This window comes from Acidobacteriota bacterium, from assembly GCA_009861545.1.
Taxonomy (GTDB): domain Bacteria; phylum Acidobacteriota; class Vicinamibacteria; order Vicinamibacterales; family UBA8438; genus WTFV01.
The window spans coordinates 1-24,760 of sequence record VXME01000120.1 but is presented as its reverse complement, the minus strand read 5'-3'; the positions used below and the strand labels follow the sequence as shown (position 1 = coordinate 24,760).

21 protein-coding genes are annotated in these 24,760 nt (G+C 68.7%); 11 read left to right on the top strand and 10 right to left on the bottom strand.

The features are described from left to right. Nucleotides 1-53: 53 nt before the first annotated feature. Entirely contained in the window at nucleotides 54-1,532 is a 1,479-nt protein-coding gene (locus tag F4X11_19420) for a DASS family sodium-coupled anion symporter (GenBank protein ID MYN67174.1), read from the bottom strand. A gap of 69 nt (nucleotides 1,533-1,601) precedes the next feature. On the opposite strand from F4X11_19420, the gene ppk1 reads away from it, so the two are divergent. From ppk1 to F4X11_19405, 3 genes are all read left to right on the top strand, one after another. Next, entirely contained in the window at nucleotides 1,602-3,731 is a 2,130-nt protein-coding gene (gene ppk1 / locus F4X11_19415) for a polyphosphate kinase 1 (protein MYN67173.1), read from the top strand. Between the two features lie 204 nt (nucleotides 3,732-3,935). After that, nucleotides 3,936-4,253, top strand: coding sequence for a helix-turn-helix domain-containing protein (locus F4X11_19410; protein ID MYN67172.1), 318 nt, complete (start codon nucleotides 3,936-3,938; stop codon nucleotides 4,251-4,253). Continuing rightward, the gene (locus F4X11_19405; GenBank protein ID MYN67171.1) at nucleotides 4,250-5,527 is read left to right on the top strand and encodes a type II toxin-antitoxin system HipA family toxin; all 1,278 of its coding nucleotides are present in this window, start codon (nucleotides 4,250-4,252) and stop codon (nucleotides 5,525-5,527) included. Before F4X11_19410 ends, F4X11_19405 begins: the two co-directional genes overlap by 4 nt. An 84-nt stretch (nucleotides 5,528-5,611) precedes the next feature. Here the strand turns inward: F4X11_19405 and F4X11_19400 are convergent, their stop codons facing one another. From F4X11_19400 to F4X11_19390, 3 genes are read right to left on the bottom strand one after another with little or no spacing between them, the layout of a single operon-like run. After that, a complete protein-coding gene (locus F4X11_19400; protein ID MYN67170.1) occupies nucleotides 5,612-6,304 on the bottom strand; it encodes a DUF433 domain-containing protein in 693 nt (230 codons plus the stop codon). A gap of 55 nt (nucleotides 6,305-6,359) precedes the next feature. Further along, complete coding sequence (locus tag F4X11_19395; GenBank protein ID MYN67169.1) at nucleotides 6,360-7,862, bottom strand: adenosylhomocysteinase; 1,503 nt, start codon at nucleotides 7,860-7,862, stop codon at nucleotides 6,360-6,362. A 30-nt stretch (nucleotides 7,863-7,892) separates the two neighbouring features. Further along, nucleotides 7,893-9,818, bottom strand: coding sequence for a DEAD/DEAH box helicase (locus tag F4X11_19390; GenBank protein ID MYN67168.1), 1,926 nt, complete (start codon nucleotides 9,816-9,818; stop codon nucleotides 7,893-7,895). Here F4X11_19390 and F4X11_19385 point away from each other — a divergent pair. Next, a complete protein-coding gene (locus tag F4X11_19385; GenBank protein MYN67167.1) occupies nucleotides 9,751-10,029 on the top strand; it encodes an AbrB/MazE/SpoVT family DNA-binding domain-containing protein in 279 nt (92 codons plus the stop codon). The two genes, F4X11_19390 and F4X11_19385, sit on opposite strands and share 68 nt — an antisense overlap. Here the strand turns inward: F4X11_19385 and F4X11_19380 are convergent. From F4X11_19380 to F4X11_19355, 6 genes are all read right to left on the bottom strand, one after another. After that, entirely contained in the window at nucleotides 9,953-12,622 is a 2,670-nt protein-coding gene (locus F4X11_19380; protein MYN67166.1) for an FtsX-like permease family protein, read from the bottom strand. The two genes, F4X11_19385 and F4X11_19380, sit on opposite strands and share 77 nt — an antisense overlap. 13 nt (nucleotides 12,623-12,635) lie before the next feature. After that, the gene (locus F4X11_19375; protein MYN67165.1) at nucleotides 12,636-12,956 is read right to left on the bottom strand and encodes a PadR family transcriptional regulator; all 321 of its coding nucleotides are present in this window, start codon (nucleotides 12,954-12,956) and stop codon (nucleotides 12,636-12,638) included. Nucleotides 12,957-13,050: 94 nt separating this feature from the next. After that, nucleotides 13,051-13,809 carry a hypothetical protein gene (locus F4X11_19370; GenBank protein MYN67164.1) on the bottom strand — a complete coding sequence of 253 codons (759 nt, stop codon included), beginning with the start codon at nucleotides 13,807-13,809 and terminating at the stop codon, nucleotides 13,051-13,053. A 212-nt stretch (nucleotides 13,810-14,021) separates the two neighbouring features. After that, nucleotides 14,022-14,783 carry a class I SAM-dependent methyltransferase gene (locus F4X11_19365; GenBank protein ID MYN67163.1) on the bottom strand — a complete coding sequence of 254 codons (762 nt, stop codon included), beginning with the start codon at nucleotides 14,781-14,783 and terminating at the stop codon, nucleotides 14,022-14,024. Nucleotides 14,784-14,820: 37 nt separating this feature from the next. After that, nucleotides 14,821-16,629, bottom strand: a complete 1,809-nt coding sequence (locus F4X11_19360) for a PQQ-binding-like beta-propeller repeat protein (protein MYN67162.1) — start codon at nucleotides 16,627-16,629, stop codon at nucleotides 14,821-14,823. A gap of 18 nt (nucleotides 16,630-16,647) precedes the next feature. Further along, the gene (locus F4X11_19355; GenBank protein ID MYN67161.1) at nucleotides 16,648-17,643 is read right to left on the bottom strand and encodes an esterase family protein; all 996 of its coding nucleotides are present in this window, start codon (nucleotides 17,641-17,643) and stop codon (nucleotides 16,648-16,650) included. A gap of 56 nt (nucleotides 17,644-17,699) precedes the next feature. Between F4X11_19355 and F4X11_19350 the strand changes: the two genes are divergently transcribed. The 7 genes from F4X11_19350 (at nucleotide 17,700) to F4X11_19320 (ending at nucleotide 24,531) form a co-directional block, all read left to right on the top strand. Then, nucleotides 17,700-19,757 carry a PQQ-binding-like beta-propeller repeat protein gene (locus F4X11_19350; protein ID MYN67160.1) on the top strand — a complete coding sequence of 686 codons (2,058 nt, stop codon included), beginning with the start codon at nucleotides 17,700-17,702 and terminating at the stop codon, nucleotides 19,755-19,757. Beyond that, complete coding sequence (locus tag F4X11_19345; protein ID MYN67159.1) at nucleotides 19,754-20,923, top strand: Re/Si-specific NAD(P)(+) transhydrogenase subunit alpha; 1,170 nt, start codon at nucleotides 19,754-19,756, stop codon at nucleotides 20,921-20,923. Before F4X11_19350 ends, F4X11_19345 begins: the two co-directional genes overlap by 4 nt. A gap of 19 nt (nucleotides 20,924-20,942) precedes the next feature. Then, the gene (locus tag F4X11_19340) at nucleotides 20,943-21,221 is read left to right on the top strand and encodes an NAD(P) transhydrogenase subunit alpha (GenBank protein ID MYN67158.1); all 279 of its coding nucleotides are present in this window, start codon (nucleotides 20,943-20,945) and stop codon (nucleotides 21,219-21,221) included. A gap of 89 nt (nucleotides 21,222-21,310) precedes the next feature. Continuing rightward, nucleotides 21,311-22,726 (top strand): NAD(P)(+) transhydrogenase (Re/Si-specific) subunit beta, encoded by a 1,416-nt coding sequence (locus F4X11_19335; GenBank protein MYN67157.1) that lies wholly within the window; start codon nucleotides 21,311-21,313, stop codon nucleotides 22,724-22,726. A gap of 114 nt (nucleotides 22,727-22,840) precedes the next feature. Beyond that, on the top strand, nucleotides 22,841-23,035 hold the full coding sequence (locus F4X11_19330) for a hypothetical protein (protein MYN67156.1): 195 nt from the start codon (nucleotides 22,841-22,843) through the stop codon (nucleotides 23,033-23,035). A gap of 289 nt (nucleotides 23,036-23,324) precedes the next feature. Beyond that, nucleotides 23,325-23,669 carry a PadR family transcriptional regulator gene (locus tag F4X11_19325; protein MYN67155.1) on the top strand — a complete coding sequence of 115 codons (345 nt, stop codon included), beginning with the start codon at nucleotides 23,325-23,327 and terminating at the stop codon, nucleotides 23,667-23,669. Beyond that, nucleotides 23,599-24,531 (top strand): PEGA domain-containing protein, encoded by a 933-nt coding sequence (locus F4X11_19320; protein MYN67154.1) that lies wholly within the window; start codon nucleotides 23,599-23,601, stop codon nucleotides 24,529-24,531. The genes F4X11_19325 and F4X11_19320 overlap by 71 nt, the downstream gene beginning before the upstream one ends. The last annotated feature ends 229 nt before the right edge of the window (nucleotides 24,532-24,760 follow it).

Sequence of the window (24,760 nt, the reverse complement as noted above, 5' to 3'; positions counted from 1 at the left end):
TCGGCGGCCCGCGGCTCCCCGTCTCGTCGCGCGGCCGCGCCCGGTCGCTCCGACTACCCCCCGCCGAGGGCCCGCACCCCCACGACGGCGATCGTGACGCAGGCCGCCGCTCCAAAGGTCATCACGATGCCCACCTTCGCCATGTCCCGGATCGAGAAGTAGCCGGCCGAGTACGGCAGGACGTTGGTCGGGCTCTCGGTCACGAGGATGAAGGCGAGCGTCGACGTGAACGCCGCCGGCGCCGCGATGGTCCAGATGTCGAGGCCGAGGTCCTGGGCGAGCGCGATCAGGATCGGCATGATGATCGCCCCGGTGACCGTATTGCTCGAGAACAGCATGTGCAGGGCCGCCACCACCAGGACGATGACGAAGGGCTGCAGCACGCCGGGCACGTCGGCCAGCCGCCCCAGCATCACCTGCGCGAGCCAGCGCGCCGCCCCGGTCTCGAACACCATCACCCCGAGCGAGAGTCCGGCGACGATCAGGACGACGCCGCCCCAGTCCATGTCGCGCTGGGCCTCCTTCCAGACCAGCACGCGCAGCCCCGGCAGGAACAGCAGCAGGCCGCCCCCGAGCGCCACCGCCTGCGTCGGCGGATCGATGAGGCCCCCGCTCAGTTCCGCGAGCAGCGGCGTCGTCAGCCACGTCGTGATGGTCCCGGCGAAAACCGCGACGGTCCAGATCTCCAGGCGGGTCGGACGGCCGAGGGCCGCGATCCGCTCGTCGATGCCCTTCCGCCCGATGGGCAGGTGATCGATCTCCGGCGGAAAAGCGCGCAGCAGAATCTGCCAGCAGACCGGGATCATCAGGATTGCGGCCGGAAACCCGAAGGCCATCCAGCGCGCGAACGAGATGTCGACGCCGGCCAGCTCGCGCAGGTAGCCCACCGCGGCCAGGTTGGCGCCGGCGCCCGCCGGGGTCCCGATGCCGCCGATCAGGGGACCGAAGGCGCAGGAGATCATCAGCGCCCGCCCGTAGCTGCTCTGCAGCGGCTTCAGCCCCGCGTCCTTCAGGACCCCGACGCCGAGCGGCAGCAGCACCGCGGCCACCGCCATGTCGGTGATCCACATCGACAGCATGGCGCCGATCACCAGGAAGCCGAGCAGCACCCGGTCGGTGCGGGTGCCGACGATGCGCAGCATGTGCAGCACCAGCCGGGTGCCGAGCCCCGACCGCGTGAAGCCGGTGGAGAGAAACAGCACCCCGATGAAGAAGGTGATCAGCGGGTTGCCGAACCCGGCGCGGACCGTCGTCGCGTAGTCGGCGATCCCGAAGATCGGGACCAGCAGCAGCACGAACAGCGCGGTGACCGCGAACGGAATCGCCTCGGTCACCCACAGCGTGATGGCGAAGGCCAGGATCGCCAGGCACGCCTTGCCGTTCGGGGTCAGGGCGATGACGTCGCCGGCGCGCTCGAGCGGCGCCGGCTCCGGGAGCCAGTCGACCACGAGCATCAACAGGATGGCGGCCAGAATCGTCAGCGCCCGGCCGCGCTCGGAGCTGGCCAGGCTTGCCGTGGGAGTGGAAGTCATAAGCGGCTGCCCATCGTAGCAGGCCGGAAGCGCTGGGCGCTGCTATGATGGGCTTTTTCGTTTACCCGCATGGCCAGCCTCACCGAAGTCTCGGAAGCAACCACGGCTCTTGCCAACGAGGGACCGGATCCCACGGACCTCGAGAACCCGGCACTGTTCATCAACCGCGAGCTGAGCTGGCTGGAGTTCAACCAGCGGGTCCTGCTGCAGGCCCAGGACGAACGCCACCCGCTGCTCGAGCGGGTGAAGTTCCTCTCCATCGTCTCGACCAACCTGGACGAGTTCTTCATGGTCCGGGTGGCGACGCTGCTGCGGAAGTTCCGTTCCGAAAGCGAGGCGCTGTCGCCGGACGGCATGAGCACGGAGCAGCAGCTCGACGCCATCCGCGTCCGGACCAAGCGGATGATGAACGATGTCGAGCGCTGCTGGTCCGACGTCCTGCGCCCGCTGCTGGCCACGCACCGCATCCGGATCCTGGACCCGGCCGACTACACCCCGGCGGTCGAGGCCTACCTGCACGACCACTACCGCCGGAACATCCATCCGGTGCTGACGCCGCTCGCGTTCGACCCCGGACACCCGTTTCCGTTCATCTCGAACCTGAGCATGAACCTGGCGGTCGTCGTGGAGCACGACGGCCGCACGCGGTTCGCGCGCGTCAAGCTGCCGGACGTGCTGGCGCGCTTCATCCCGATTCCGGCGTCGGTCGCCGGCAAGGCGGGCGATTCGTTCGCGCTGCTCGAGGATGTCGTCAAGCTGAACGTCGCGAGCCTGTTTCCGGGAATCGCGGTACGCGAGACGTATCTCTTCCGCATCATCCGCGACACCGACATGGTGATCCAGGAGGACGAGGCCGACGACCTGCTCGAGTCGGTCGACCGCACGCTGAAAGAGTTGCGCTACGGCGACCTCTCGCAGCTCCTGGTCGAGGCGTCCATGCCGGCCCGCGTTCTCAACATCCTGGTCGAGAACTTCGAGATCGAAGAGGACGTCGTGGTCCGCACTGCCGGGCGCATGGGCTACGGCGACTGGAGCGCGTTGACGAAGCTGCACCATCCGCGGCTCAAGGACAAGCCGTTCTCGCCGCGCGCCCTCTGGCCCGACGAAGGAGGCGAGGCGATCTTCAACGCCATCCAGGAACGCGACCGGCTCGTCCACCACCCGTTCGAGTCATTCTCGGCGGTCGAGGCGTTCCTCCGCGCGGCCGTCGACGACGCCCATGTGATCGGCATCAAGATCACGCTCTACCGCATCGGCCCGAACTCGCCGCTGCTCGATCTGCTGATCCAGGCGGCGGACGCGGGCAAGCAGGTGGCGGTGCTGGTGGAGCTGAAGGCGCGCTTCGACGAGCGCAACAACATCGAGTGGGCGCACCGGCTGGAGGCGGCCGGCATCCACGTCGTCTACGGGCTGCTCAACCTGAAGACGCACTGCAAGCTCTGCCTGGTCGTGCGCCAGGAGCAGGACGGCATCGTCCGCTACGTACACGTCGGCACCGGCAACTACAACCGCGTGACCTCGCAGGTCTACACCGACTTCGGCGTCTTCACGGCCCGGCCGGCGGTGCTCGACGAGGTGACCGAGGTCTTCAACTACCTGACGGGGTACTCCAGCAAGGAGGACTACGAGGAGCTCCTCGTGGCGCCGCACCACCTGCGTCCGGCCTTCACCAGGCTGGTCGAGCGCGAGGCCGAGCACGCGCGCGCCGGGCGCCGCGCCGGCATCATCGTCAAGAACAACTCGGTCGCCGACCCGGAGATGATCCGCGTCCTCTACCGGGCGTCGCAGGCCGGCGTGCCGATCGAGATGATCGTCCGCGGCGTCTGCTGCCTCCGGCCCGGCATCCCCGGCATCAGCGACACCATCCGCGTCCGCTCGGTCGTCGGCCGCTTCCTCGAGCACTCGCGGCTCTACTACTTCGCCAACGACGGCCGGCCCGAGCTGCTCATCGGCAGCGCCGACCTGATGGAGCGCAACCTCGACCGCCGCGTCGAGGCGCTGTGCCACGTGCGCGACCCCGACCTGCGCTCGCACCTGCACGACGTCGTCCTGCAGGCGATGCTCGCCGACACCGACCGCGCCATGGAGCTGCAGACCGACGGCTCCTACCGGCCGATCCGCGGCAAGCCGCACGCCCGCCGGATCAACGCGCAGGAAAAGCTGCTGCGGGCCTACGCGAGCCCCCGGCGGCGGGACTGAGCCGCCGTTCAGGGTCGCGGCGTGCGTACCATCCAGGCCAGATCACGTCGTCCACCCGGGAATGGAATTACGAATCCGTAAAATCTTGATGAGTCCTCCCGCCTGGGAAGCCAAAATTACGAATCGGTAAAATTCGCTTGGCCGCCCCCCGCCCAGATGGTGTAAATTACGAATCAGTAAAAAATCCTTCCTGGAGCATGTGCGATGCCCGTCGACGCTTCCGCCCCACAGTTCTTGCCGCCCGCACGAGTTCGATCGCCCGAGGGCCTGGGCCGACTGGCACGACGTGAACGCAAGCGGCAGGGATTGACTCTGGACAGCGTGTATTCCGTGTCCGGCCTGACGACACGCTTCCTTTCGGAGTTCGAACGCGGCAAGCCCAATGCCTCCCTGGGCAGGGTCATGCAGGCGCTACAGGCACTGGGTCTGGAGATGGTAATCCTGACACGGGACGACGCCGAGCGGCTGCTGGCGCGACAGCACCGCTCTACCCTGGCCGCCAGGACCGGGGACGCGCCGTGAACGGGAGGCGCGGCACCGTCTGGCACGAAGACCGACGGGTCGGCGCGCTACGGGAAGACGAAGACCGCGTTCTGCGCTTTGCCTACGACGGCGCCTGGCTGGACGGTGGCGGGTTTCCGGTCTCCATTCATCTGCCTCTGTCTCTCGGCGACGAAGAGGTGGATGCCCACGCCTTCTTCGCCGGCCTGTTGCCGGAAGGCGGAACACGGCAGCGGGTCTGCCGACAACGCGGGATCGCACCCGAAGACGACGCCGGACTCCTGTTCGCTATCGGCGAAGATTGCGCCGGCGCCCTCAGTGTGTTGCCTGCCGGTGTCGAACCCGAAACCCGACCGGCACCACCGGAGACGCTGACGCAGGCGCAGATCGACTTGCTGGTCCGTTCCCTCGGCGAGCAAGCCACCCTCGTGGTTGGTGAGAGGCAACGATTCTCCCTGGCCGGCACGCAGGAAAAGCAGCCTGTCATCTTCGACGGAGAGTCCTATGCGCTGCCGGACCGCGCGAACCCGTCGAGCCACCTCCTGAAGTTCGAGACCGTGCGATGGGTGTGCGTCTCCGAATGCATCGCCAACGACATCGCCCGACAGGTCGGCCTGCCGGTCGTGCAAACCGAATTCGTCCGTGCCGGCACGGACGAAGGCGTGCCGTTCCTGCAAATCGACCGCTACGACCGCGCGCGAGGTCCTCACGGCCGGCTCACGCGACTGCACCAGGAAGACCTGCTTCAGGCACTGGGACTCTCCAATGCCCTCAAGTACCAGCGAGACGGCGGACCGTCGCTCGGCGACGTCGCGGAGTTGCTACGCACGCATACGGCCCATCCCGCCGAAGCGCTCGCACACCTGCGCGACTGGCAGATACTCAACTGCCTTATCGGCAACTGGGACGGGCACGGCAAGAACCTCGCGTTGCTTTACGGTCCAGAGCAGGCCGTCCCCACGCTCGCGCCGTTCTACGACCTGATCTCCATCGAGTTCCTCAACCTATTGCACCCCGGAACATGGGCACGCGAGATGGCATTCCGTATCGGTGAACACGATGCACCGGAGCGCATCACGCGAACCGACTGGTCGGCCTTCGCCGATGAGCTGGGGATGCCGCCACGCCGTCTGCTCGACCGCGTCCGGGAACTGGCGAACGAACTCCCCGGTACCGCCCGGGCCGCCCGCGAAGCGTTCGCGCTCGTCCACGGCGACGCGCAAGCCTACGGCCGGCTCGAGGAAGCCGTCCGCCGTCGCTGCCGCTGGACGCTGGACTCGCTCGGTGCTCGCTGATCGCCAGAAACCGTCGGACTCGGCCGTTCCGATTCGCGTGCGACGTTGGTCGAAGGATGAAACAATCCTCTCAGGGTGGGCTCTTCAGGCTGCCGTCCGGAGTTCAATTCTGATCGCTTCTTCGATCTCCACCTTGCTGCGCTCATAGTCTCGCGCCAGTTGAGCAACGGATTCGCCGGCTTTGTACCGTTCAGCGAGGACTCCGGTGACCAGACCAGTGCCCTTCAGCACCGGTCGGCCGGCGGCCAAGGTCGGATCGATCACGATCAGGGCCGGGGCGTCGTCGATGCTGCTCCGAGTGAATGGATAGAGCTTGATGGGGACCCCCTGGGGGTCGCGATCGATTCGATGCAGGGCGGCCGCCATCATCTCGCGCATGACCGTCTGGCCGTCCTGGCTGATGCTGACCAGTTGTCCGTAGCGCTTTATGAACAGGTCCAGGCCGTCCGTCTCCAGATCGGCGCTGATCAAGGGATGCCGGCGGTCTGAATCGCGCCGGGTGTGTTGCGCCAGGTACCCGATGGCCGCGCGGACCCTCGGCATCGAAATCGCGTGCTCACGCCGGATTGCCGCCAGCACGTGAAGCTCCGCCAAGTTGAGGAACGAGAGCAACACGGGATGGCGCGCCGGCACGCCGATGAGCGCCTCGCAGTTGCCTCGTCCGGTTGCCCAGTAGCGAATCGTAGGGACCGGGAGGTCCAGATAGTGCGCCGCCTCCGCAACGGTGTACGTGGCCTGTTCACGTGGATCCGCGGCCACTCTTCGGCGTCTTTCCATGGCGTGCCTCGTCCCTCGTACCGCGCTGGAACGACGCGACGATACCTGCCCCGAACTAATACCGGTAGTGCTCCGGCTTGTACGGCCCCTCCACCGGCACGCCGATGTAGTCCGCCTGCTCCCGGCTGAGTTCGGTGAGCTTGACACCCAGCGCATCGAGGTGGAGCCGGGCGACCTTCTCGTCGAGCTGCTTCGGCAGCATGTAGACCTGCTTCTCGTACTCGCCCCGGTTGCGGTGCAGGGCGAGCTGGGCGAGCACCTGGTTGGTGAACGACGCCGACATCACGAAGCTGGGGTGGCCGGTGGCGCAGCCGAGGTTGAGAAGCCGGCCCTCGGCCAGCACCAGCACGCTGTGCCCGTCGGGGAAGCGCCACTCGTCGTACTGCGGCTTGATCGGGACGTGCTCGATGCCGGGGATGCGCTTGAGCCCCGCCATGTCGATCTCGTTGTCGAAGTGGCCGATGTTGCCGACGATCGCCTTGTCCTTCATGCGCGCCATCTGCGCCGCGCTGATGATGTCGCGGTTGCCGGTGGCGGTGATGAAGAGGTCGGCGCTCTCCAGCATCTCTTCGAGGGTGGCGACCTGGTAGCCCTCCATGGCCGCCTGCAGCGCGCAGATCGGGTCGATCTCGGTGACCACGACCCGGCAGCCCTGGCCGCGCAACGACTGCGCGCAACCCTTGCCCACCTCGCCGAAGCCGCAGACCACGGCCACCTTGCCGCCGAGCATGACGTCGGTGGCGCGGGCCAGCCCGTCCGGGAGCGAGTGGCGGCAGCCGTAGATGTTGTCGAACTTGCTCTTGGTGACCGAGTCGTTGACGTTGATGGCGGGAAAAAGGAGCGTGCCGTCCCGCATCATCTCGTAGAGCCGGTGCACGCCGGTGGTCGTCTCTTCGCTCACGCCGCGGATGGCCGGACTGATGCGGGTCCACTGGGCGGCGTCGCGCCCGCGGATCTCGCGCAGCAGATCGAGGATGACGCCCCACTCCTCCGGCTCCGTCTCGGGTTCGAACGCGGGGATCGCGCCCGCCTGCTCGAACTCGTAGCCCTTGTGGACCAGCAGCGTCGCGTCGCCGCCGTCGTCGACGATGAGATCCGGACCGCTGCCGTCCGGCCAGACCAGCGCCTCGTTCGTGCACCACCAGTACTCGGGCAGCGTCTCGCCCTTCCAGGCGAAGACCGGGACGCCGCGCGGCGCGGCGACCGTGCCGCCGCTGCCGGGGCCGCCGACGGCGACCGCCGCCGCGGCGTGATCCTGGGTGGAGAAGATGTTGCAGGACACCCACCGCACGTCGGCGCCGAGCGCGGTCAGCGTCTCGATCAGCACGGCGGTCTGCACCGTCATGTGCAGGCTGCCCATGACCTTCGCGCCGGCGAGCGGCTGCCGGCCGGCGTGCTCGCGCCGGATGGCCATCAGTCCCGGCATCTCCTGCTCGGCGAGGCGGATCTCGTTCCGGCCGTGCTCGGCGAGCCCGAGGTCGGCCACCTTGAACGCGGGGCGGCCGGCGGCGGCGGCCTGATCGAACGGGTGAACGGCTTCAGCAACCGCGGTGGTCATCCATCTTCTCCTTCGAACGTGCGTGAAATCTTACCGGCCCGAGCGGGGTCCGCGCCGCGACCGGCGCCGCGGCTTGCGCCTGGGGCGGCCCGCCGGCCCGCCGACGTCGTCGCCCTTCGCGGCCGGCGCGGAAGCCCCCCCCGCCGCCTGGGCGGGCCCGCCGGGCGGTGCGTGCAGCGTCTGCTGGTAGTAGTCGTCGAGCAGCATCGCGATGATCTTCGACTCGTCCTCGTTGCCGGCCAGCTCCCGCGCCAGCGCGATGAAGCGGCGGCTCCGCTCGGCCTTGAGCGCGTCGCGGTCGCGCAGGCGGGCCTCGAGCAGCCCGGTCAGCCGCTCGGCCACGACGGCGGCCACGTCCTCGTCGGTGGGCACCGGCCGCTGCTGGAACTCGACGCCGTAGCGCTTGGCGATCTGATCGAGGCTGAGCGTCTCCGCTTCGCTCACCAGCGACAGCGCCACGCCCGCCGCGCCGGCCCGCCCGGTGCGTCCCGCCCGGTGGATGTAGTCCTCGGCGTCCTCCGGCGGCTCGTACTGGATGACGTGCGACAGCTCGGGAATGTCCAGCCCGCGGCTGGCGACGTCGGTGGCGACGAGGAAGCGCAGGGTCCCGGCGCGCACGCGCTTGAGGATCCGCTCGCGGTCGGCCTGCGACCGGTCGGCGCTCAGCTCGTCGGCGTCGTAGCCGAAGCGCTGCAGCACCACGGTGATGTAGTGCACGTTCGACTTCGTGTTGCAGAAGATGAACGCGGACGACGGATTCTCCACCTCGATGATCCGCACCAGGGCGCGGTCCTTCTCCATCGGCGGCACGGTGTAGGCGATGTGCTCGGTGTCGGTGACGTGGACGTGGTCGCGGCTGAGGGTCAGGAACTCCGGCTCGGCGATGAACTCCCGCGCGGTCCGCATGACCGAGCCCGGAAACGTCGCCGAGAACATGGTCGTGTGGATCGGCCGGTTCGGCAGGTACCCCTGCACCTGCTTCATGTCGGGGTAGAAACCCATCGACAGCATCCGGTCCGCCTCGTCGAACACGAGCGTCGACAGGTGGTCGAGCGTGAACGTGCGGCGCAGCAGGTGGTCGAGGGCGCGGCCGGGCGTCGCGACCACGAGATGCGCGCCCGCCTTCAACGCGTCGATCTGCGGTCCGTAGCCGACGCCGCCGTACACGGCGACCGTCCGGAAGCCGCTGTCGCCCCACAGCATCTCCGCGTCGTGCTGCACCTGCCGGGCCAGCTCGCGCGTGGGCACCAGCACCAGGGCCTGGGTGCGGTCCGCCGTCGGATCGAGCCGCTCCAGCATCGGCAGCAGGAACGCGGCCGTCTTGCCGCTCCCGGTGCGGGCCTGAATGACCAGGTCGCGCCCCGCCAGCAGGTACGGGATCGCCTGGCTCTGGACCGGCATCAGCGAGGTCCAGCCCGGGCGGGCGACCGCCTCCTTGAGCCGGTCTGGAAGCTGGTCTATGGAGACTTCCGGAAGCGAATCCTGCGGTTCTTCGAGGGTGGGCTGCAGCGCGGTCGGTGTCGGTGTGGTCAATGGCTGTCCATGTTGCACGGTGGTCGATTCATTGTACACGTCCGCTTGCGGAGGTCGCCGGCGACCGGCGCGCGCCAAATTTGCAGGCGTCCGAACCGCCCTCGGCCCCGGCGACGCAAACGCTTGCGGGTGTTCGTCTTTGTGCGCCAGCCTACAATGGTCGGCAATATGAGCTCGGATCGCGCAGCAGAACGCACCCAGAAGCCGACCTCGCGCCAAGCGGCCGCCAGAGACCGCGCCGGCTACGAGGCGCAACCGGTTCGGCCGGACGAATTCGAAGAACTTGTCGCCGCCCAGGCGGTCGCGATGCGAGAGTGGCCGGATCCCGAGAACAAACGGTAGGGTGCCCGCTTCGATGAAGAGTACGATCTCCTCGAAGGGCCAGATCGTGTTGCCCGTCGAGCTCCGCCGGCAGGATGGCATCCAACCGGGCCAGACATTCGAGATCGAGCGGATCGAACATGGTGAGTACCGTCTCGTGCTGACCGAGCCGCCGAGGAACCAGGGGCTGGTGGACGCGCTTCTCGCCTGCCCGGAGAAGGACTGGCTCGAGCCGATCACTCGGCGCGCAATGTCAGGATCGGGTCGACCTTCGCGGCCCGACGCGCCGGCACGACGGTCGCAGCCACGCTGACCGCGGCCAGGACGACCACGACGCCAGCAACCGTCCAGCCATCGAGCGACCGCGCGTCGGACGTCATGCGGCGGAGAACCTCCGTGAAGATCACCGAGGCGCCGACTCCTACCGCCGCTCCCAGGCCCGCGAGCGCGATGCCCTGCAGCGCGAAACGCGCCGTCACCCGCCCGCCGGAGGCACCCAGCGCCAGCCGAATACCAATCTCTCTCGTCCGTTGGGCTACCGCGTAGACGACGAGCCCGTAGAGCCCCGCAGCCGACAGCGTCAAGGCCGCGGCGGCGAAGAGACCGAGCAGCATCGTGCGGAAGCGCGTTGCGGCGAGGGCCCCGCCGACCACCTCGTCCATCGTCCGAAACGCGGTGATCGACAGCAGCGGGTCTGCCTCCCGCACTACCCGCTCCACGGACTGGACGAGGCCGGTCCCTCCGTCTCGCGTGCGCAGCGCCCAGTTCACCTGGAAGAACCCGTGGACGGCACCCAGCAGGTCGTCCGGCACCTGCTCGACCGGCACGAACACCGTCGGCCTTGTCGCGGTGACGCCACGAGTCCGCACGTCGCCGAGCACGCCGACGATCTCGCGCACCCGATCATCGACCTCGATGGCGGTCATCTGCAGCCGCCTGCCGATCACCGCCTGCCCGTCGCGGAACCGCCGGGCGAACGCCTCGTTGACCAGAGCCACCGGCGGGCCGGTCGCGCGACGGTCGGCCTCTCCGAACGCCCTGCCGGCCACGAGCGGGACGCGCAGGACTCCCAGGTAGTCCCCCGCAACATAGCGCCAGTCGATCGCCGCCGGTACGATCACGTTCTCCGGAATCCGGCGCATCAGGAGATTCAAGCCGCGCTCGACCGGCAGGTTGTTCGTAACTGCGGCGGCTTCCACGCCAGGCAGCAGCGCCAGGTCCGCCAACGTGCGCCGATAGAGCGCCGACACGGCATCGCGCGATCGATAACCCGGCCCCTGGAGAGACGCGCGCGCGGTGAGCACGTTGGCCGGATCGAAACCGAGATTAGACGCACTGAGCCCGACGAAGGTCCGCAGAAACCCACCCGCGGCCACCAGCAGCACCGTGCCCAGGGCGACCTGGGAGACGACGAGCGACCGGCGTATCCAGGACGTCCGGGCCGCTGTGACGCTGTGCGACTGGCCGCCATGGAGGGCGTCCGCGGGCTCGCTGCGCACCGCCAACAGGCCGGGCAGCAGCCCGAAGGCCACGCCGGTGGCCACCGCCATCCCGAGCGATCCACTCAGCACCGCTGCATCGACGGTGACGCCCCAGACAGCGAGTTGGGGCTGCAGCGCGACGAGTCCCCGCACGCTCACTACCGCGGCCGCGACGCCTACCCCGCCGCTGGCCGTCGCCAACAGCACGCTCTCGGTCAGAAGCTGCCGAAAGAGACGCCCACGACCTCCGCCGAGCGCGGACCGAACGGCAATCTCCCGCCGGCGGCCAACCGCCCGGGCGATCTGTAGTCCTGCCGCGTTGGCGCAAACGATCATCAGCATGATGCCGACGGCCGCGGTCAGCGGCCACACCGTTCCGCCACTTCCAGCGACCAGCAAGTCCCGGTAGGACTGCACACCGACTCTCGCTTCGTCAGGCGTTGCGGCGGGCAGCCCCGCGGCCGGCAGCAACTCGTCATTCAAGCTCACGGCCAGCGCCTGGAGCTCGCTCTCAGCCTGCGACGCGGTCCAACCCGACGCAAGCCGTCCTATCAGCCGATAGTTCTGATCGGCGCCGCGCGGGTCCGGGCGGAATGGCGTCCAGGCGTCCGCCTCCTCGAACGACCAGAATTCCGACGGCATGACCCCGATGACCGTGTACGGCCGGCCGCCAAGCCGCACGCCTGCGCCGACGATGCCCGGATCTCCCTCGAAATGACCGACCCAGACGGCATGGCTCAATATCACCGTCGACGAATCAGTCTCGTCGTCGCGCGAGAAGGCCCGTCCCAACCTTGGCTCGACACCGAAGACCTGGAAGAAGCCCGCGGTCACCTCGAGGTTCCGGATGTACGTGGAGCCACGGTCGCTGACGAGATTGACGCCGGGACTGACTCCAATACCCGCCAGCGTCGAGAATGCGCGGCTGCGGTCGCGAAGAAAAGCGACGGCCGCTTGTTGATGGCTGGCAGTCAAGCCCGAACGTTGGTACCGGACCACGCTGGCGACCCGCTCCGGTTCCGGGAAAGGCAACGGCCGAATGAAGACGGCATTGATGACGCTGAGCATCGTGATCGCGGCACCGAGACCGAGGCCGAGAACCACCACGGCCGAGATCGTGATCCCGGGATTCTTCGCGAGCGTGCGCGCACCGATCCGGAGGTCCTGCCACAGGTCCGCGACGAGCTGCCGCCAGCGCCGCTGCCGCTCCCAGCCTCGATCGATCTCGACGCACGCCGCCTCTACGCGGGCATAGTCGCCGAAGCGCCGCGCCGCCTCCACCCCAGCCTCCACCGGGTCGCGACCTTCCTGCACGAGTCGCTCAGTGAGCTCGCGCATGTGGAAGTCGAGCTCGGCATCGACGTCCGCGCGCACGTCGGAGCCCCAGAACCGCAGATACCGCCGCCACATGGGTGCTCGCGCCATCCCCGGACCTCCGCTATGCAGCCTGCGCGGCCAGCAGCACCTTGCCGACGGCCGCGGCGAACGCCGTCCAGCCCTCGGTCTCGCTCCGGAGTTGGGCGCGGCCGCGGGACGTGAGGCGATAGCGCTTCACCTGCCGCTTGTTCTCCGATATCACCCACTCCGCCTCCAGCCAGCCGCGCCGCTCCATGCGGTGCAGCGCCGGGTAGAGCGAGCCTTCCTCCAGTTGCAGCTCGTCGTCGGACGTGGCCTCCAGCCAGCGTGCTATCGCGAAGCCGTGGTGCGGACCGCGGCTGAGCGCGGTCAGAATCAGCAACTCGACGGTACCCCGCAGCATCTCCGGATTCCGATTCGGCACCTGCAGCCTCCCTGATGGACACGATCGACTGTGCGTCCCAATGCCGTCCACGATCCCGAACAGGGCGATTTGATCAGGATGCAGGCAATCGGAGGACGACCGCCCCCTCCGCGTCCAGAATGCGGATAGACGGTTCTCCCTCGCGTGGCGCTTCGATGACGATGCGTAAACGTCCCTCGCCATCCCGGAGCGTGAGACTGGCCTCGCCGCTATGAGTCGAACCGAAGAAGGCGCGGTCGGTTCCGTACAGCTCCCGCAGCCGAGCCTCCCTTTCGTCCTCGGGAAGCTGCTCCCTCGCAGCCTGCAGTTGCTCTCTCGAAGCGCCTGCGGAAAAGCCCAGTTGTGCAAGGGAGTCGAGCAGTGAATGGGCCGGCCGGTCGGAGATCCTGAGGCCCGAAGTCGATCCCTCCGGATCCTGGTAGTGCGCAAGGACCACCGTCTGATCCTGATCGTTCGCATCCAGCGACAGGTGCCGGACCGCCTGATATCCTCCGGGCGTCTCCTTGACTCCGAACAGCATGCCGCCGACCTCGTCGCCCTGGCCGTCGAAGAAGATGATGGAAGGGAAACCCCTGCGCTCCTCTTCCTGTCCCTCCATCAGCACGTGCCCGTCGATGGTCGCGACCGCGGGCCGCTGAGAATTGGCGAGGACCAGCGCCGGCGAGCCGTCGGGTTCGATGATCTCCAGTCGTTCAACCGTCAGCACGTCCGGCGAGGACGACGACGTCGTCGTCGCGATCCGGATCACGGCGCCTGACAGCCCGAGTGCCAGAACCGCAATCGCGGCCCAGAGAAGAGCAATCTGGCGCCGAAGCCGACCGATGTCGCTCACGCCTATTCCGTCATGCGCTGCCATGCCGTCACCCCCCTCTCTTCTGCAAACCGAACGAATAACAAAGACTGTCTATGGGAAGAGCACAGCCCGTCGCATAGACTGTCAATGTGAATCTAACGCGAGACTTCGAGGGCGAGCGGCATCGTGATCGCCGATCCTTCTCGGGCGAGCCGCGACGGTCGTCGCGCCGGGTTGTACGGTGTCGCTGATCAGCGCGGGCGGCGCGCCACGAACATCTCGTGACGGCCCGGTTCCACGTCGGACAGGACGAGGGGGACGACACGGGCCTCGAACCCCACGCTCGCCAGCAGGTCGAGCCAGCGGCCGCGCGCGAACAGCCCCTCGACGTGCCGGTCCTGCACGGCGCGGACGGAGCCGTCGCGCTCGCGCAACAGGAACGCGAAGTCGACGAGATACGCCGTGTCCTTCGGATCGGGATCCCAGACCCACTCCAGGTAGCGCAGCCCCCGCGGGCACGCGCTCGCGGCGCCCGAAGGCGGACGCTCGTCGCAGCCGCCCGCGGTCTCTCCGGCTCGGAAGTTCTCCCGGACGTAGTCGGGCGCGAACAGCACCGCGCCGCCCGGGCGGCAGTGCACCCACGCGGTCTCCATGGCGCGCCGCAGATCTTCCTCGGTCGTCATGTAGCAGACGGCGTCGTGGACGAACACCGCGTCGAACGTGCGTCCCAGCCGGAGGGTGCGCATGTCGCCCAATCGGTGCTCGCACTCCGGGTTGAGGATGCGGCTGACCGCCAGCATGTCCTCGGAGAGGTCGGCGAGCACCAGGCGGGGAAACCGCCCCTTCAGGTGGGACGCGCTGTTGCCGCCGCCGCTGCCCAGCTCCAGGAGGGATTCGATCGGCGCGTCGCACGCCTCGGCCAGCAGGTCGCCGTAGACGCCGGCCTCCTCCGCGTAGTCGGCCGGGTCGTCGAGCAGCGGCCACCACGCCGCGAGCTCGCTGTAGAGGCGCATCGTGGTTCAAGAGGACGCTGGCTAGGACGGGACCGCGTCAATCGACGCCGAAGGCCAGCAGGACGTTGCCGGGCCGCCCGCCGAAGGCGGCGTAGCCGGAATTGACGTAGACCATTCCGTCGACGACCACCGGGCCCGGACCGTTGATCGATCCGCCCCTGGCCGGCACCCCGTTCACGGCGTCATGGTCCCCGTTGGTGTCGAACTCCCAGAGCACGGACCCGTCGTCCGCGTCGTAGGCGCGGAACAGCCCGTCGTAGGCGCCCGAGAAGACGACCCCTGGAATCGCGGTGACGGCGGCCAGCAGCGCCGGACTGCACCCTTCGCATACGGGCTCGTGCGGCTCGGCGTACCAGGCCAGCTCCCCGGTTCGCAGGCGCACCGCGGCGAGCCCCCCGGGCTCGGGGGTCAGGTAGTCCGAATTGGCGAAGTACGCCTTCTCGCCGTCCACCGCGAAGCCCCACTCGATGCCGCCGAGCTCGCCGCCCTCGCCCAGCCGGTAACGCCAGACGATGGCGCCGTCGCGATCCGGATCGAGGGCATAGCCCACGCCCGCCTTCTGGCCGATGACCAGCAGGTCGCGGCCGTCACCCGTCGTCACCAGCACCGGCGACGCGCCGAAGTCGAAGTCGGGACCGCTGTCGTCCGGACAGTTCGGGTTGCCGCCGCCGCAGTTGAGGATGAACGCGTCGTCCGGCGTCAACTGGTTCGTCCAGCGAATCGCACCGGTATCGCTGTCGAACGCGATGATCGCGTCGCTCGTGTCGGCCGCCGGCTCCGTGTAGGCGTTGCCGGTCGCGGCGTAGACGAGCCCGCGCTTCGCGTCGACGGTCGGCGCCGACCACACCGCGGCGCCGGACGGGCCCATGAGAAAGAAGCCCTCCGGGTTGCGCCCGCGCGGCCGGGGCGTCTCGGGGATGGTGAAGCTCTGCCAGATCGTGTCGCCGGTTGCCGCGTCGAGGGCGGCGATGCTCCCTCGGAACGTGCAACAGGGATACTCGGGGTTGGCGGCCAGCAGCTCCTCGAGGGAGGAGACCGGCACGTACAGGCGGCCCGCGTGGTATACCGGCGCCCCGGTGATGCGGGCCCCTTCGTGCGTCTCGACCTCGCGGCGCCAGATCTCGGCCCCGGTCGCCGCGTCGAGCGCGTAGATGTTGGCGTTGAAGTCGCCGAAGAAGAGCGCGTGCCGGCGATCCGGCAGGCGGCTCACGGTCATGGCGCTGCGGACCCCGCTCTGCGCCGCGAACGTCCAGTGCGTGCAGCCGGTCTTCGCGTCGAGTGCGTAGACCACGCCCCGCTCGCTGGCGACGAACAGACGACCGCCCACCACCGTCGGCTGCGACTGCGCGGTGGCCGAGTTGGGGTAACCGAACGCCCACTGGAGCCGCAGGCCGGGCACGTCTTCCGCCTCGAGCCCGGCGTGCTCGGCCGGCTGGAAACGGCTGTTCGCGACGTCGACGCCCCAGCCGTTCCACCGGGCGCCGCGGTCCAGTCCGGACCAGCCCGCGGCGGCCGGCGACACGGCACAACCGCCGGCGGCGAGGGCGGCGTCCTCCGCGACACGCCGCCCGGTGATGAACTCTGCGATCGCGCGCCGCTCGGCCGCGCTCAACTCCGCCCCCTGCTGCTGCATCGCCCCGTCGGTCAGCGCACCGACGATGGCCCCCGGCGGCAGCGCCCGCATGTTGTCGATCGCCAGCGCGCGCGGGATGACGTCGGCGAGGTGACAGGCGGCGCAGTGCTGTTCGAACAGCACCTCGCCGTCGGGCGCCTGGGCGTGAGCCGGCGCAGCGCCGGCCACCCACGCCATCAACAACACGGGACCGACGGCGAGCGATCTGCGCATCGGGCTTCCCGAGTGCCTTCAGTTCGTCGCGCGCCGCTGCCCGAAGGGCCGCTGGCCGAGCGCGCGCTGCATCACTTCGTACTGCACACCCATGATGCGGCCGATCGCCTCGATCCAGTAGGCCGCGTTGTGGCGCCCGGGCATCTGCATGTAATCGAAGGGGATGTCCTCTTCCATCATGTAGGCGGCCAGCTTCCGGGCCCCCACGATCAGCCGGTCCTCGGTGCCGCAGTCCAGGTAGATGTGCGGCAGATCCTCGCGCGGGACCTGCTTGATCAGCGTGAACGGGTCGTAGGCGTCGGCCTGCTCCGGCGTCTCGAACATCGTGCCGAGAGGGGTCCGCTCGACCTGGCTGCTGAAGCCGTCGACGCCGATCAACGGGTTCGGCTGCCGGCGCCGGGCCTCTTGCGCCGGCGTCCGCTGGCGCGGCTCCCGGGGCGGCATCTCGCCCCGCATGCGGGCGGCGGCCTGCCGGCCGTACTCCAGCGCCCCGCTCGTGCTGCCGATGGAGATGAACATCTCCGGGTTGCGCAAGCCCATCGTGATGGCGCCGAAGCCGCCCATCGACAGGCCCGTCATGGCGCGCCCCTCGCGGCGCGCGATGGTCCGGAAGTTCCAGTCGACGTGGCTGACGACGTCCTGGATGACGTGGTCCTCGAAGTTGTTGGATTGCCCGTCCCCGCTTGCGGCCCAGTTGATGTACCAGGAGTTGCCGGCGTCGGGCATCACCACGATGAGATCATCGTAGAGGCCGGCGTAGAATGGCGCGCCGTTGGCGAGACCCCAGACCGTGTAGTTCTGGGTCAGGCCGTGCAGCAGGTACAGCACCGGGTAGCGCTCGGTCGACGCGTCGTAGTCGTCCGGGAGCAGGATGTTGTACTTCATGGTGCGGTCGACCGCGGGGCTGAAGAACTCGACCGTCTGGAGTTCGCGCCCCTGGGCCGCCGCCGCGGTGGCCAGCGCCGCCAGCACGAACGCAATCGCCACGATCCGCACGAGCTTCGATCTCTGCATGTTCTCCTCCGGGGTGGTTCACCGCGGCGCGCCTGTCGAGCCGCCGAGGGGTTCTCATGCTACCCCGAAAGCGCCGCCTCTGGCCGGCACCGGCGGGGGCGCGGTATGCTTTCGTGTTGCGGCAACACGGAGGATCCCGAATGCGACACGTCCGTTTCCGATACGCCTGGATTGCGGCTCTGGCCGCCTGCCTCGTTGGGGCGCATGCCGGCGTCACGGCACAGGAAGAGGGGACCCGGAACGGGGAGTGGCCGAGCTACGGCGGCGACCTGGCCCATACCCGGTACTCGCCCCTCGACGAGATCGACGGCGACAACTTCAACGACCTGGAAGTCGCCTGGACGCTGAACACCGACAATTTCGGAACGGGTCCGGAGTTCCGCCTGCAGGCGACGCCGCTCATGGTCGACGGCATGCTGTACGCCACGGTCGGCACGCGGCGGGCGGCGGTCGCCCTCGACGCGGCCACCGGCGAGCTGCTCTGGTTCCACCGCTACGACGAAGGCGAGCGGGGCGAGGCCGCGCCGCGCCGGCTGTCGGGCCGCGGGTTGACCTGGCTGGACGACGGAGGCGACGGGAAGATCTTCTACGTCACCCCCGGCTACCACCTGATCGGCCTGAACGCGAAGACCGGCCGGCTGCTGGACGACTTCGGCAGCGACGGCATCGTCGACCTGAAGCGGAACCTGGACCAGGATATCGACCTGGTCACCGGCGAGATCGGCCTGCACGCGGCGCCGGTCGCGGTCAACGGCACCATCGTCATCGGCGCCGCGCACCTCCCTGGGGGCGCCCCCCGCTCGATGACCAACGTCAAGGGCTTCATCCGCGGCTATGACGTGAACACCGGCGAGCGCAAGTGGATCTTCCACACCATCCCGCTCGGCGACGAGTTCGGAAACGACACCTGGGAAGGCGATTCGTGGCGCTACACCGGCAACGCCGGCGTGTGGGCCCAGATGACGATCGACCCCGAGCTGAACATGGTCTACCTGCCGGTGGAGATGCCGACCAACGACTACTACGGCGGGCACCGGCTGGGCGACAACCTCTTCTCGGACAGCCTGGTCGCCCTCGACCTCGAGACCGGCGAGCGGCGCTGGCACTTCCAGATCACGCACCACGACGTCTGGGACTGGGACCTGCCGGCCGGCCCCGTGCTGGCGGACATCACGGTCGACGGGCGCGACATCAAGGCGGTGGTGCTGCCGACCAAGCAGTCGTGGCTCTTCGTCTTCGACCGCGAGACCGGCGAGCCGGTCTGGCCCATCCTCGAGCAGCCGGTCGCGGCCTCGGACATCCCCGGCGAGGTCCTGGCGCCGACCCAGCCGCATCCGACGAAGCCGCCGGCCTTCGACCAGCAGGGCATCGGACCCGACGACCTGGTCGACTTCACGCCGGAGCTCAAGGAGCGCGCGCTGGAGGTCCTCAGCCGCTTCCGCTACGGGCGCTCCATCTACACGCCCCCCTCGGTCGGGACGGCGGACGGGACCTACGGCACGCTGCAGGTGCCGGCGTCGACCGGCGGCGTCAACTGGCCGGGCGGCTCGTTCGACCCCGAGACCGGCATCTTCTACCAGTACTCGAAGACCGAGGTGACGAACCTCGGGCTGATCAACGACCCCGAGCGGTCGGACATGAACTTCATCCGCGGCCGGCCCGAGGGGGTCAGTGCGCGGCAGGATGCGCTGAACGTCGAGGGCATTTCGATCATCAAGCCGCCCTGGGGCCGCATCTCCGCCATCGACCTGAACGAGGGCGAGATCCTGTGGCAGGTGGCCCACGGCGAGACCGCCGACAACATCCGCAACCACCGGCTGCTGCAGGGGGTCGACATCCCGCGGACGGGCCGGCCGGGACGGGTCGGGACGCTCGTCACGAAGACGCTGGTGATCGCGGGCGACGGCGGCAACTTCACGAACGAGGACGGCGTAAACGGCGCCATGCTCCGGGCCTACGACAAGATGACCGGCGAGGAGCTCGGCGCGGTGCAGATGCCGACGCAGCAGACCGGGTCGCCGATGACCTACACGATGGACGGGAAGCAGTACATCGTCGTGGCGACGAGCGGCGGCGGCCACGGCGGGGCGCTGACCGCGTACCGGCTGCCATGATCGTCGGCGTCCCGAAAGAGACGTTCCCGGGCGAGCGCCGCGTGGCGCTGGCGCCCGGGGCCCTGCCGGCCTTGGCCAAGGCGTCGCTCGACGTCCTGGTCGAGGGATCGGCGGGCGCGGCGGCCGGGTTCCCCGACGCGGCGTATACCGAGAAGGGCGCCCGGATCGCCGATTCGCACGCGCAGCTCTTCGCCGAGGCGGAGGTTGTCCTGCAGGTGCGGAGTCCCGGCGCGGCCGGAGAAGCGGGCCGCGCGGACGCGGAATTGTTGCGGGCGGGACAGGCCGTCATCGGCTTCTCCGAGCCCCTCGGTGAGCCTGCCGCGGCCCGGGCCGTGGCCGAGCGCGGGGTCAGCGCGTTCTCCATGGAGCTCATCCCGCGCATCACGCGCGCCCAGAGCATGGACGCGCTGTCGTCGATGGCGACCATCGCCGGCTACAAGGCGGTGCTGCTCGCGGCCGACGCCCTGCCGCGGATGTTCCCGATGATGATGACCGCGGCGGGCACGATCACGCCGGCGCGGGTCTTCGTGGTCGGGGCCGGGGTGGCCGGCCTGCAGGCGATCGCCTCGGCGCGCCGTCTCGGCGCGCGGGTGGAGGCCTACGACGTGCGCCCGGCGGTGAAGGAACAGGTCGAGAGCCTCGGCGCCAACTTCGTCGAGCTGCCGCTCGAGACCAGCGAATCGGAGGATGCCGGCGGCTACGCGAAGGCGCAGGACGAGTCGTTCTACCGCCGGCAGCGCGAGACCATGACCCGCGTCGTGGCCAACAGCGACGTGGTCGTCACGACCGCGCTCGTACCGGGGAAGACCGCACCGATCCTGGTGACGGAAGAGATGGTGGCCGGGATGGCGCCGGGGTCGGTGGTGGTCGATCTGGCCGCGGAGCGGGGCGGCAACTGCGAGCTCACGAAGGGCGACGAGACCGTGACGTCGGCGAACGGCGTCACCATCCTCGGCCCGACGAACCTCGCGTCGACGGTGCCGTACCACGCCTCGCAGATGTACGCGAAGAACATCTCGACGCTGCTGCTGCACCTGGTGAAGGACGGCGCGCTGGCCCTCGACCTCGACGACGAGATCACGGCCGGCACGCTGGTTTCGCACGAGGGCCGGGTGGTGCACCCGCGCGTGCGGGAGCTGCTCGGGGCCGACGGGCAGGCGACATGAAGGAGGAAGCATCGTTCCGATGGACGCGCTCATTCCGCTGCTGACCATCTTCATGCTGGCGGTCTTCGTCGGCTTCGAGATCATCACCAAGGTGCCGCCGCTGCTGCACACCCCGCTGATGTCGGGGAGCAACGCCATCTCGGGCATCACCATCATCGGCGCGATGCTCTCGGTCGCCTCGTCCAACGAGACGACGACGATCCTCGGCTTCCTCGCGCTCGTGATCGCGACGATCAATGTGGTCGGCGGATTCCTGGTAACCCACCGCATGCTGGGGATGTTCCGGAAGAAGGACTAGGCGCGACCTCACGGTGCGCCGGAAGCACCGCCGGCGCGAGACTCCCGCGGCGCAGACATCCGGCCGGCGCCCGCGGATGAACGGAATCGATTGTGGACAGCGTCATCAATCTCACCTACCTGGCGGCCTCGGTACTGTTCATCCTCGGCATCCGCGGCCTGACCCATCCGCGCACCGCGGTGCGGGGCAACCTGCTGGGCGCCACCGGGATGCTGCTGGCGGTGGTGGCGACGCTGCTCGACCAGGAGATCCTCGGCACCGGCAGCGAGGCCTATGGCCTGATCCTCGGCGGGGTCGTGCTCGGAGCGGCGATCGGGGCCACGCTGGCGCTGCGCATCGAGATGACCGCGATGCCGGAGATGGTGGCGCTGCTGAACGCCTTCGGCGGCGGCGCCTCGGCGCTGGTGGCCGGCGCGGTGCTCGTGGGCACGACCGATCCGCTTGCCCAGACCACGGTGGCCACCGTCGCCTCCGGGCTCATCGGCTCGGTCACCTTCTGGGGCAGCCTCGTGGCGTTCGACAAGCTGCGCGGGCTGCTGCTGCCCGACCGGCCGGTGCTCTTCCCCGGCCAGCAGGCGCTGAACGCGCTCCTCGGCCTCGCGGCCCTTGGCTGCGGCGTGATGGTGGTGGCGGGGGCCGGTCTGGGGGACCTCGGTCCCATCGGCTACTACGCCGCCCTGGTCGCCATCGCCTCCGTCCTCGGCATCCTGCTGACGATTCCCATCGGCGGCGCCGACATGCCGGTCGCCATCGCCCTGCTCAACTCCTACTCGGGGCTGGCCGCCGCCTCGACCGGGTTCGTGCTCAGCAACAACATCCTGATCATCACCGGGTCGCTGGTCGGCGCTTCCGGCCTCATCCTGACGCGGATCATGTGCAAGGCGATGAACCGGTCCCTGATCAACGTGCTGGTCGGGGCGATAGCCGAGAGCAGCGGATCGAAGTCGGACGCCGACGCCATCTACGCCGGTCGGGTCAAGAGCACCTCCGCCGAAGAGGTGGCGATGCTCTTCGACGGCGCGCGCCGGGCGGTCATCGTGCCGGGCTACGGCCTCGCGGTGTCGCAGGCGCAGCACCAGGTGCGCGACCTGGCGAACCTGCTCGAATCGCGCGGCGTCGAGGTGGAGTACGCCATCCACCCGGTCGCCGGCCGCATGCCGGGCCACATGAACGTCCTGCTGGCCGAGGCGGACGTCGACTACGACAAGCTCAAGGAGATGGACGCCGTCAACCCCTCGTTCGAGCAGACCGACGTCAGCCTCGTCATCGGCGCCAACGACATCGTCAACCCCGACGCCCGCACCGACCCGGGAAGCCCCATCGCGGGCATGCCGATCCTCAACGTCGACCAGTCGCGCACCGTGGTCGTCATCAAGCGCAGCCTCTCCCCCGGGTTCGCCGGCATCCCCAACCCGCTCTTCGCCGCCGACAACACGCTGATGTTCTTCGGCGACGGCAAGCAGGCGGTGCTGGACCTGATCGCGGCGGTGAAGGAAGCGGACTGACCGCTGGGGCGATTCCTGTAGTACAGACAGTGAAGCGTACTGATACGCTCTGGTTGCCTTATGCGAACCGACTACCTTTTCGCGATGCCGTCCGTCTGGTCCGGAGCCGCGCGCGTGTTCGACCTCTTCGGCGTGTTCGACACGTACAACGACAGCCCCAGCGACGACCTTGCCGATGCGCGGGCGATCTACAGCGACTGGCGAATCACCGGGCAGGATCTCGCCGGTGCGATGACGGTGGTGGAGCGTGAGTGGAAAACGGCAACGCCACCAGACCCAGCGAGCTCCCGCGCGAGTCGAGACTCCTGACCCGGTCCATCCCGAGGATCGGTCCGCGGCGACAGTCGAGCAGATTTCCGTTCAGCGCATCCAAGCATTTCAGGGACCGCTTCCCCCGCCGGAGGAGCTTGCGCGGTATGAAACCGCGCTCGCAGGCTGTGCTGAACGAGCTGCGCCATCGGCACGGCTATGAGCGCCGTCCGGTTTCGCGGGACGAGTTCAGCCGCTGGGAACAGGAACAGGTGTGGCTTGGACCTTGATTCTCCCTTTGCACGGCTAGGAATGACGTGCTAGTCTCCTAGAAAATCTAGGAGACTCAATGGACCCCAAGTCCGCCGGCGTGCTCCCCGGTACCCTCGACCTGCTGATCCTCAAGGCCATCTCGCTGGAACGGCTGCACGGCTACGGCGTGCTGCTCCGGATCCGCCAGATCTCGGGCGAGGCCCTCGACGTGCCGCAGGGCTCCCTCTACCCGGCGCTCAACCGGCTGGAGCACCAGGGCCTGATCGAGTCGGAATGGGGCGAGAGCGAGAACCGTCGCCGCGCCAAGTACTACCGGCTGACCCGCGCCGGGCGGCAACGCTTCAAGGAAGATGCGGCAGGCTGGGAACGGCTGGCCGCCGCCATGCAGGCGGCTCTCAGCGCGACCCCGGACGAGGCGTGACGTGTTCTCGCGGCTGCGTTCGTTCCTCACCGCCGGGATCCAGCGGGAGCGTTTCGAGGATGGGCTCGACGACGAGGCGCGGTTTTCAGCGCGCCGAGTAGCAGGCACGTTCGCAACCTCGGGATGCCGCGCGGACGGCGATCGGACGAAGTCGCCACGGCACACTTGCCGCTGCACTTCGACAAGAGCCGTGCTATCCTCGCTCTTGTCGAAGTACAAGGAAGACCCAATGAAGACGTCGTCGTCGAACCGCGGGCTGCTGGTCGCCGTGCTCGCAATCTCCACCGGCTGCGCGACCTTCGTCAACCCGTCCACGCAACCCGTCACCATCGTCTCCGACCCGCCGGCGGCGGAAGTCATCGTGGATTCGGAGGGAACGGGCAGCACGCCAACCGACGTCCTGCTGCGTCGCAGCGACGGCGAAGCGGCCATCCGGCTCCAGAAGGACGGCTTCGCACCGCGGGTGGTCCGGCCCAGGCGATCCCTCAGCCGATGGTGGATCGCCAATCTCGTGGTGCCTGCCCTGCTGAGTGCCGCCCTCGTACCGGCAGGACCGGAAGCGGCTTTCCGAGGGAAGGCCGGAGCCTTTCTGAGGTCCTCGGCATCGAACCAGCCGTCCTGGCCGCTGGCGGCCTTCGCCGGGATGGCCGGAATCGCCTTTCTGACGGACCTGCTCATCACCGGCGACGGCTTCACGTTCCCCGATACGGTGCACACCGAACTAGCGCCGGCAGAGACCGGGTCGACAGACCTGCAACGGAAGGTCGACATCGCGTTGCCGCCCGATTTCCGCCTGGACCGCGTCGATGGCGGGTATCCCGGCGCACCGGCACCGCCGAAGAACCAGCCGGCGGACCAATGACAGCCGACCGTCTCGACCTGCCGCAGGGCACGGGCGGTCCCTGCCGCACGTTTACCTTGCACTTCGACAGGAGACGTGCTACACTTGCTCTTGTCGAAGCACAAGGGTAACCGCAAGCAGGGAGTGCAACCCATGCCTGACAAAGCCGTGAAGATCCTGTTGACCACCGGCATCCTGTGCGCCGCGTTCGTCGGCCTGCTCTGGACGACGATGCAGGACGGCACGCAGT

Bases quoted from the DNA above. Each gene is read 5' to 3' on its own strand.
- F4X11_19380 (MYN67166.1), bottom strand. From the start codon at position 12,622: ATGGCGCGAGCACCCATGTGGCGGCGGTATCTGCGGTTCTGGGGCTCC.
- F4X11_19320 (MYN67154.1), top strand. From the start codon at position 23,599: ATGCGGCAGGCTGGGAACGGCTGGCCGCCGCCATGCAGGCGGCTCTCA.
- F4X11_19400 (MYN67170.1), bottom strand. From the start codon at position 6,304: ATGGAAAGACGCCGAAGAGTGGCCGCGGATCCACGTGAACAGGCCACG.
- F4X11_19360 (MYN67162.1), bottom strand. From the start codon at position 16,629: ATGCGCAGATCGCTCGCCGTCGGTCCCGTGTTGTTGATGGCGTGGGTG.
- F4X11_19395 (MYN67169.1), bottom strand. From the start codon at position 7,862: ATGACCACCGCGGTTGCTGAAGCCGTTCACCCGTTCGATCAGGCCGCC.
- ppk1 (MYN67173.1), top strand. From the start codon at position 1,602: ATGGCCAGCCTCACCGAAGTCTCGGAAGCAACCACGGCTCTTGCCAAC.
- F4X11_19355 (MYN67161.1), bottom strand. From the start codon at position 17,643: ATGCAGAGATCGAAGCTCGTGCGGATCGTGGCGATTGCGTTCGTGCTG.
- F4X11_19345 (MYN67159.1), top strand. From the start codon at position 19,754: ATGATCGTCGGCGTCCCGAAAGAGACGTTCCCGGGCGAGCGCCGCGTG.
- F4X11_19390 (MYN67168.1), bottom strand. From the start codon at position 9,818: ATGCCATCCTGCCGGCGGAGCTCGACGGGCAACACGATCTGGCCCTTC.
- F4X11_19340 (MYN67158.1), top strand. From the start codon at position 20,943: ATGGACGCGCTCATTCCGCTGCTGACCATCTTCATGCTGGCGGTCTTC.
- F4X11_19410 (MYN67172.1), top strand. From the start codon at position 3,936: ATGCCCGTCGACGCTTCCGCCCCACAGTTCTTGCCGCCCGCACGAGTT.
- F4X11_19420 (MYN67174.1), bottom strand. From the start codon at position 1,532: ATGACTTCCACTCCCACGGCAAGCCTGGCCAGCTCCGAGCGCGGCCGG.
- F4X11_19325 (MYN67155.1), top strand. From the start codon at position 23,325: ATGGACCCCAAGTCCGCCGGCGTGCTCCCCGGTACCCTCGACCTGCTG.
- F4X11_19365 (MYN67163.1), bottom strand. From the start codon at position 14,783: ATGCGCCTCTACAGCGAGCTCGCGGCGTGGTGGCCGCTGCTCGACGAC.
- F4X11_19350 (MYN67160.1), top strand. From the start codon at position 17,700: ATGCTACCCCGAAAGCGCCGCCTCTGGCCGGCACCGGCGGGGGCGCGG.
- F4X11_19375 (MYN67165.1), bottom strand. From the start codon at position 12,956: ATGCTGCGGGGTACCGTCGAGTTGCTGATTCTGACCGCGCTCAGCCGC.
- F4X11_19385 (MYN67167.1), top strand. From the start codon at position 9,751: ATGAAGAGTACGATCTCCTCGAAGGGCCAGATCGTGTTGCCCGTCGAG.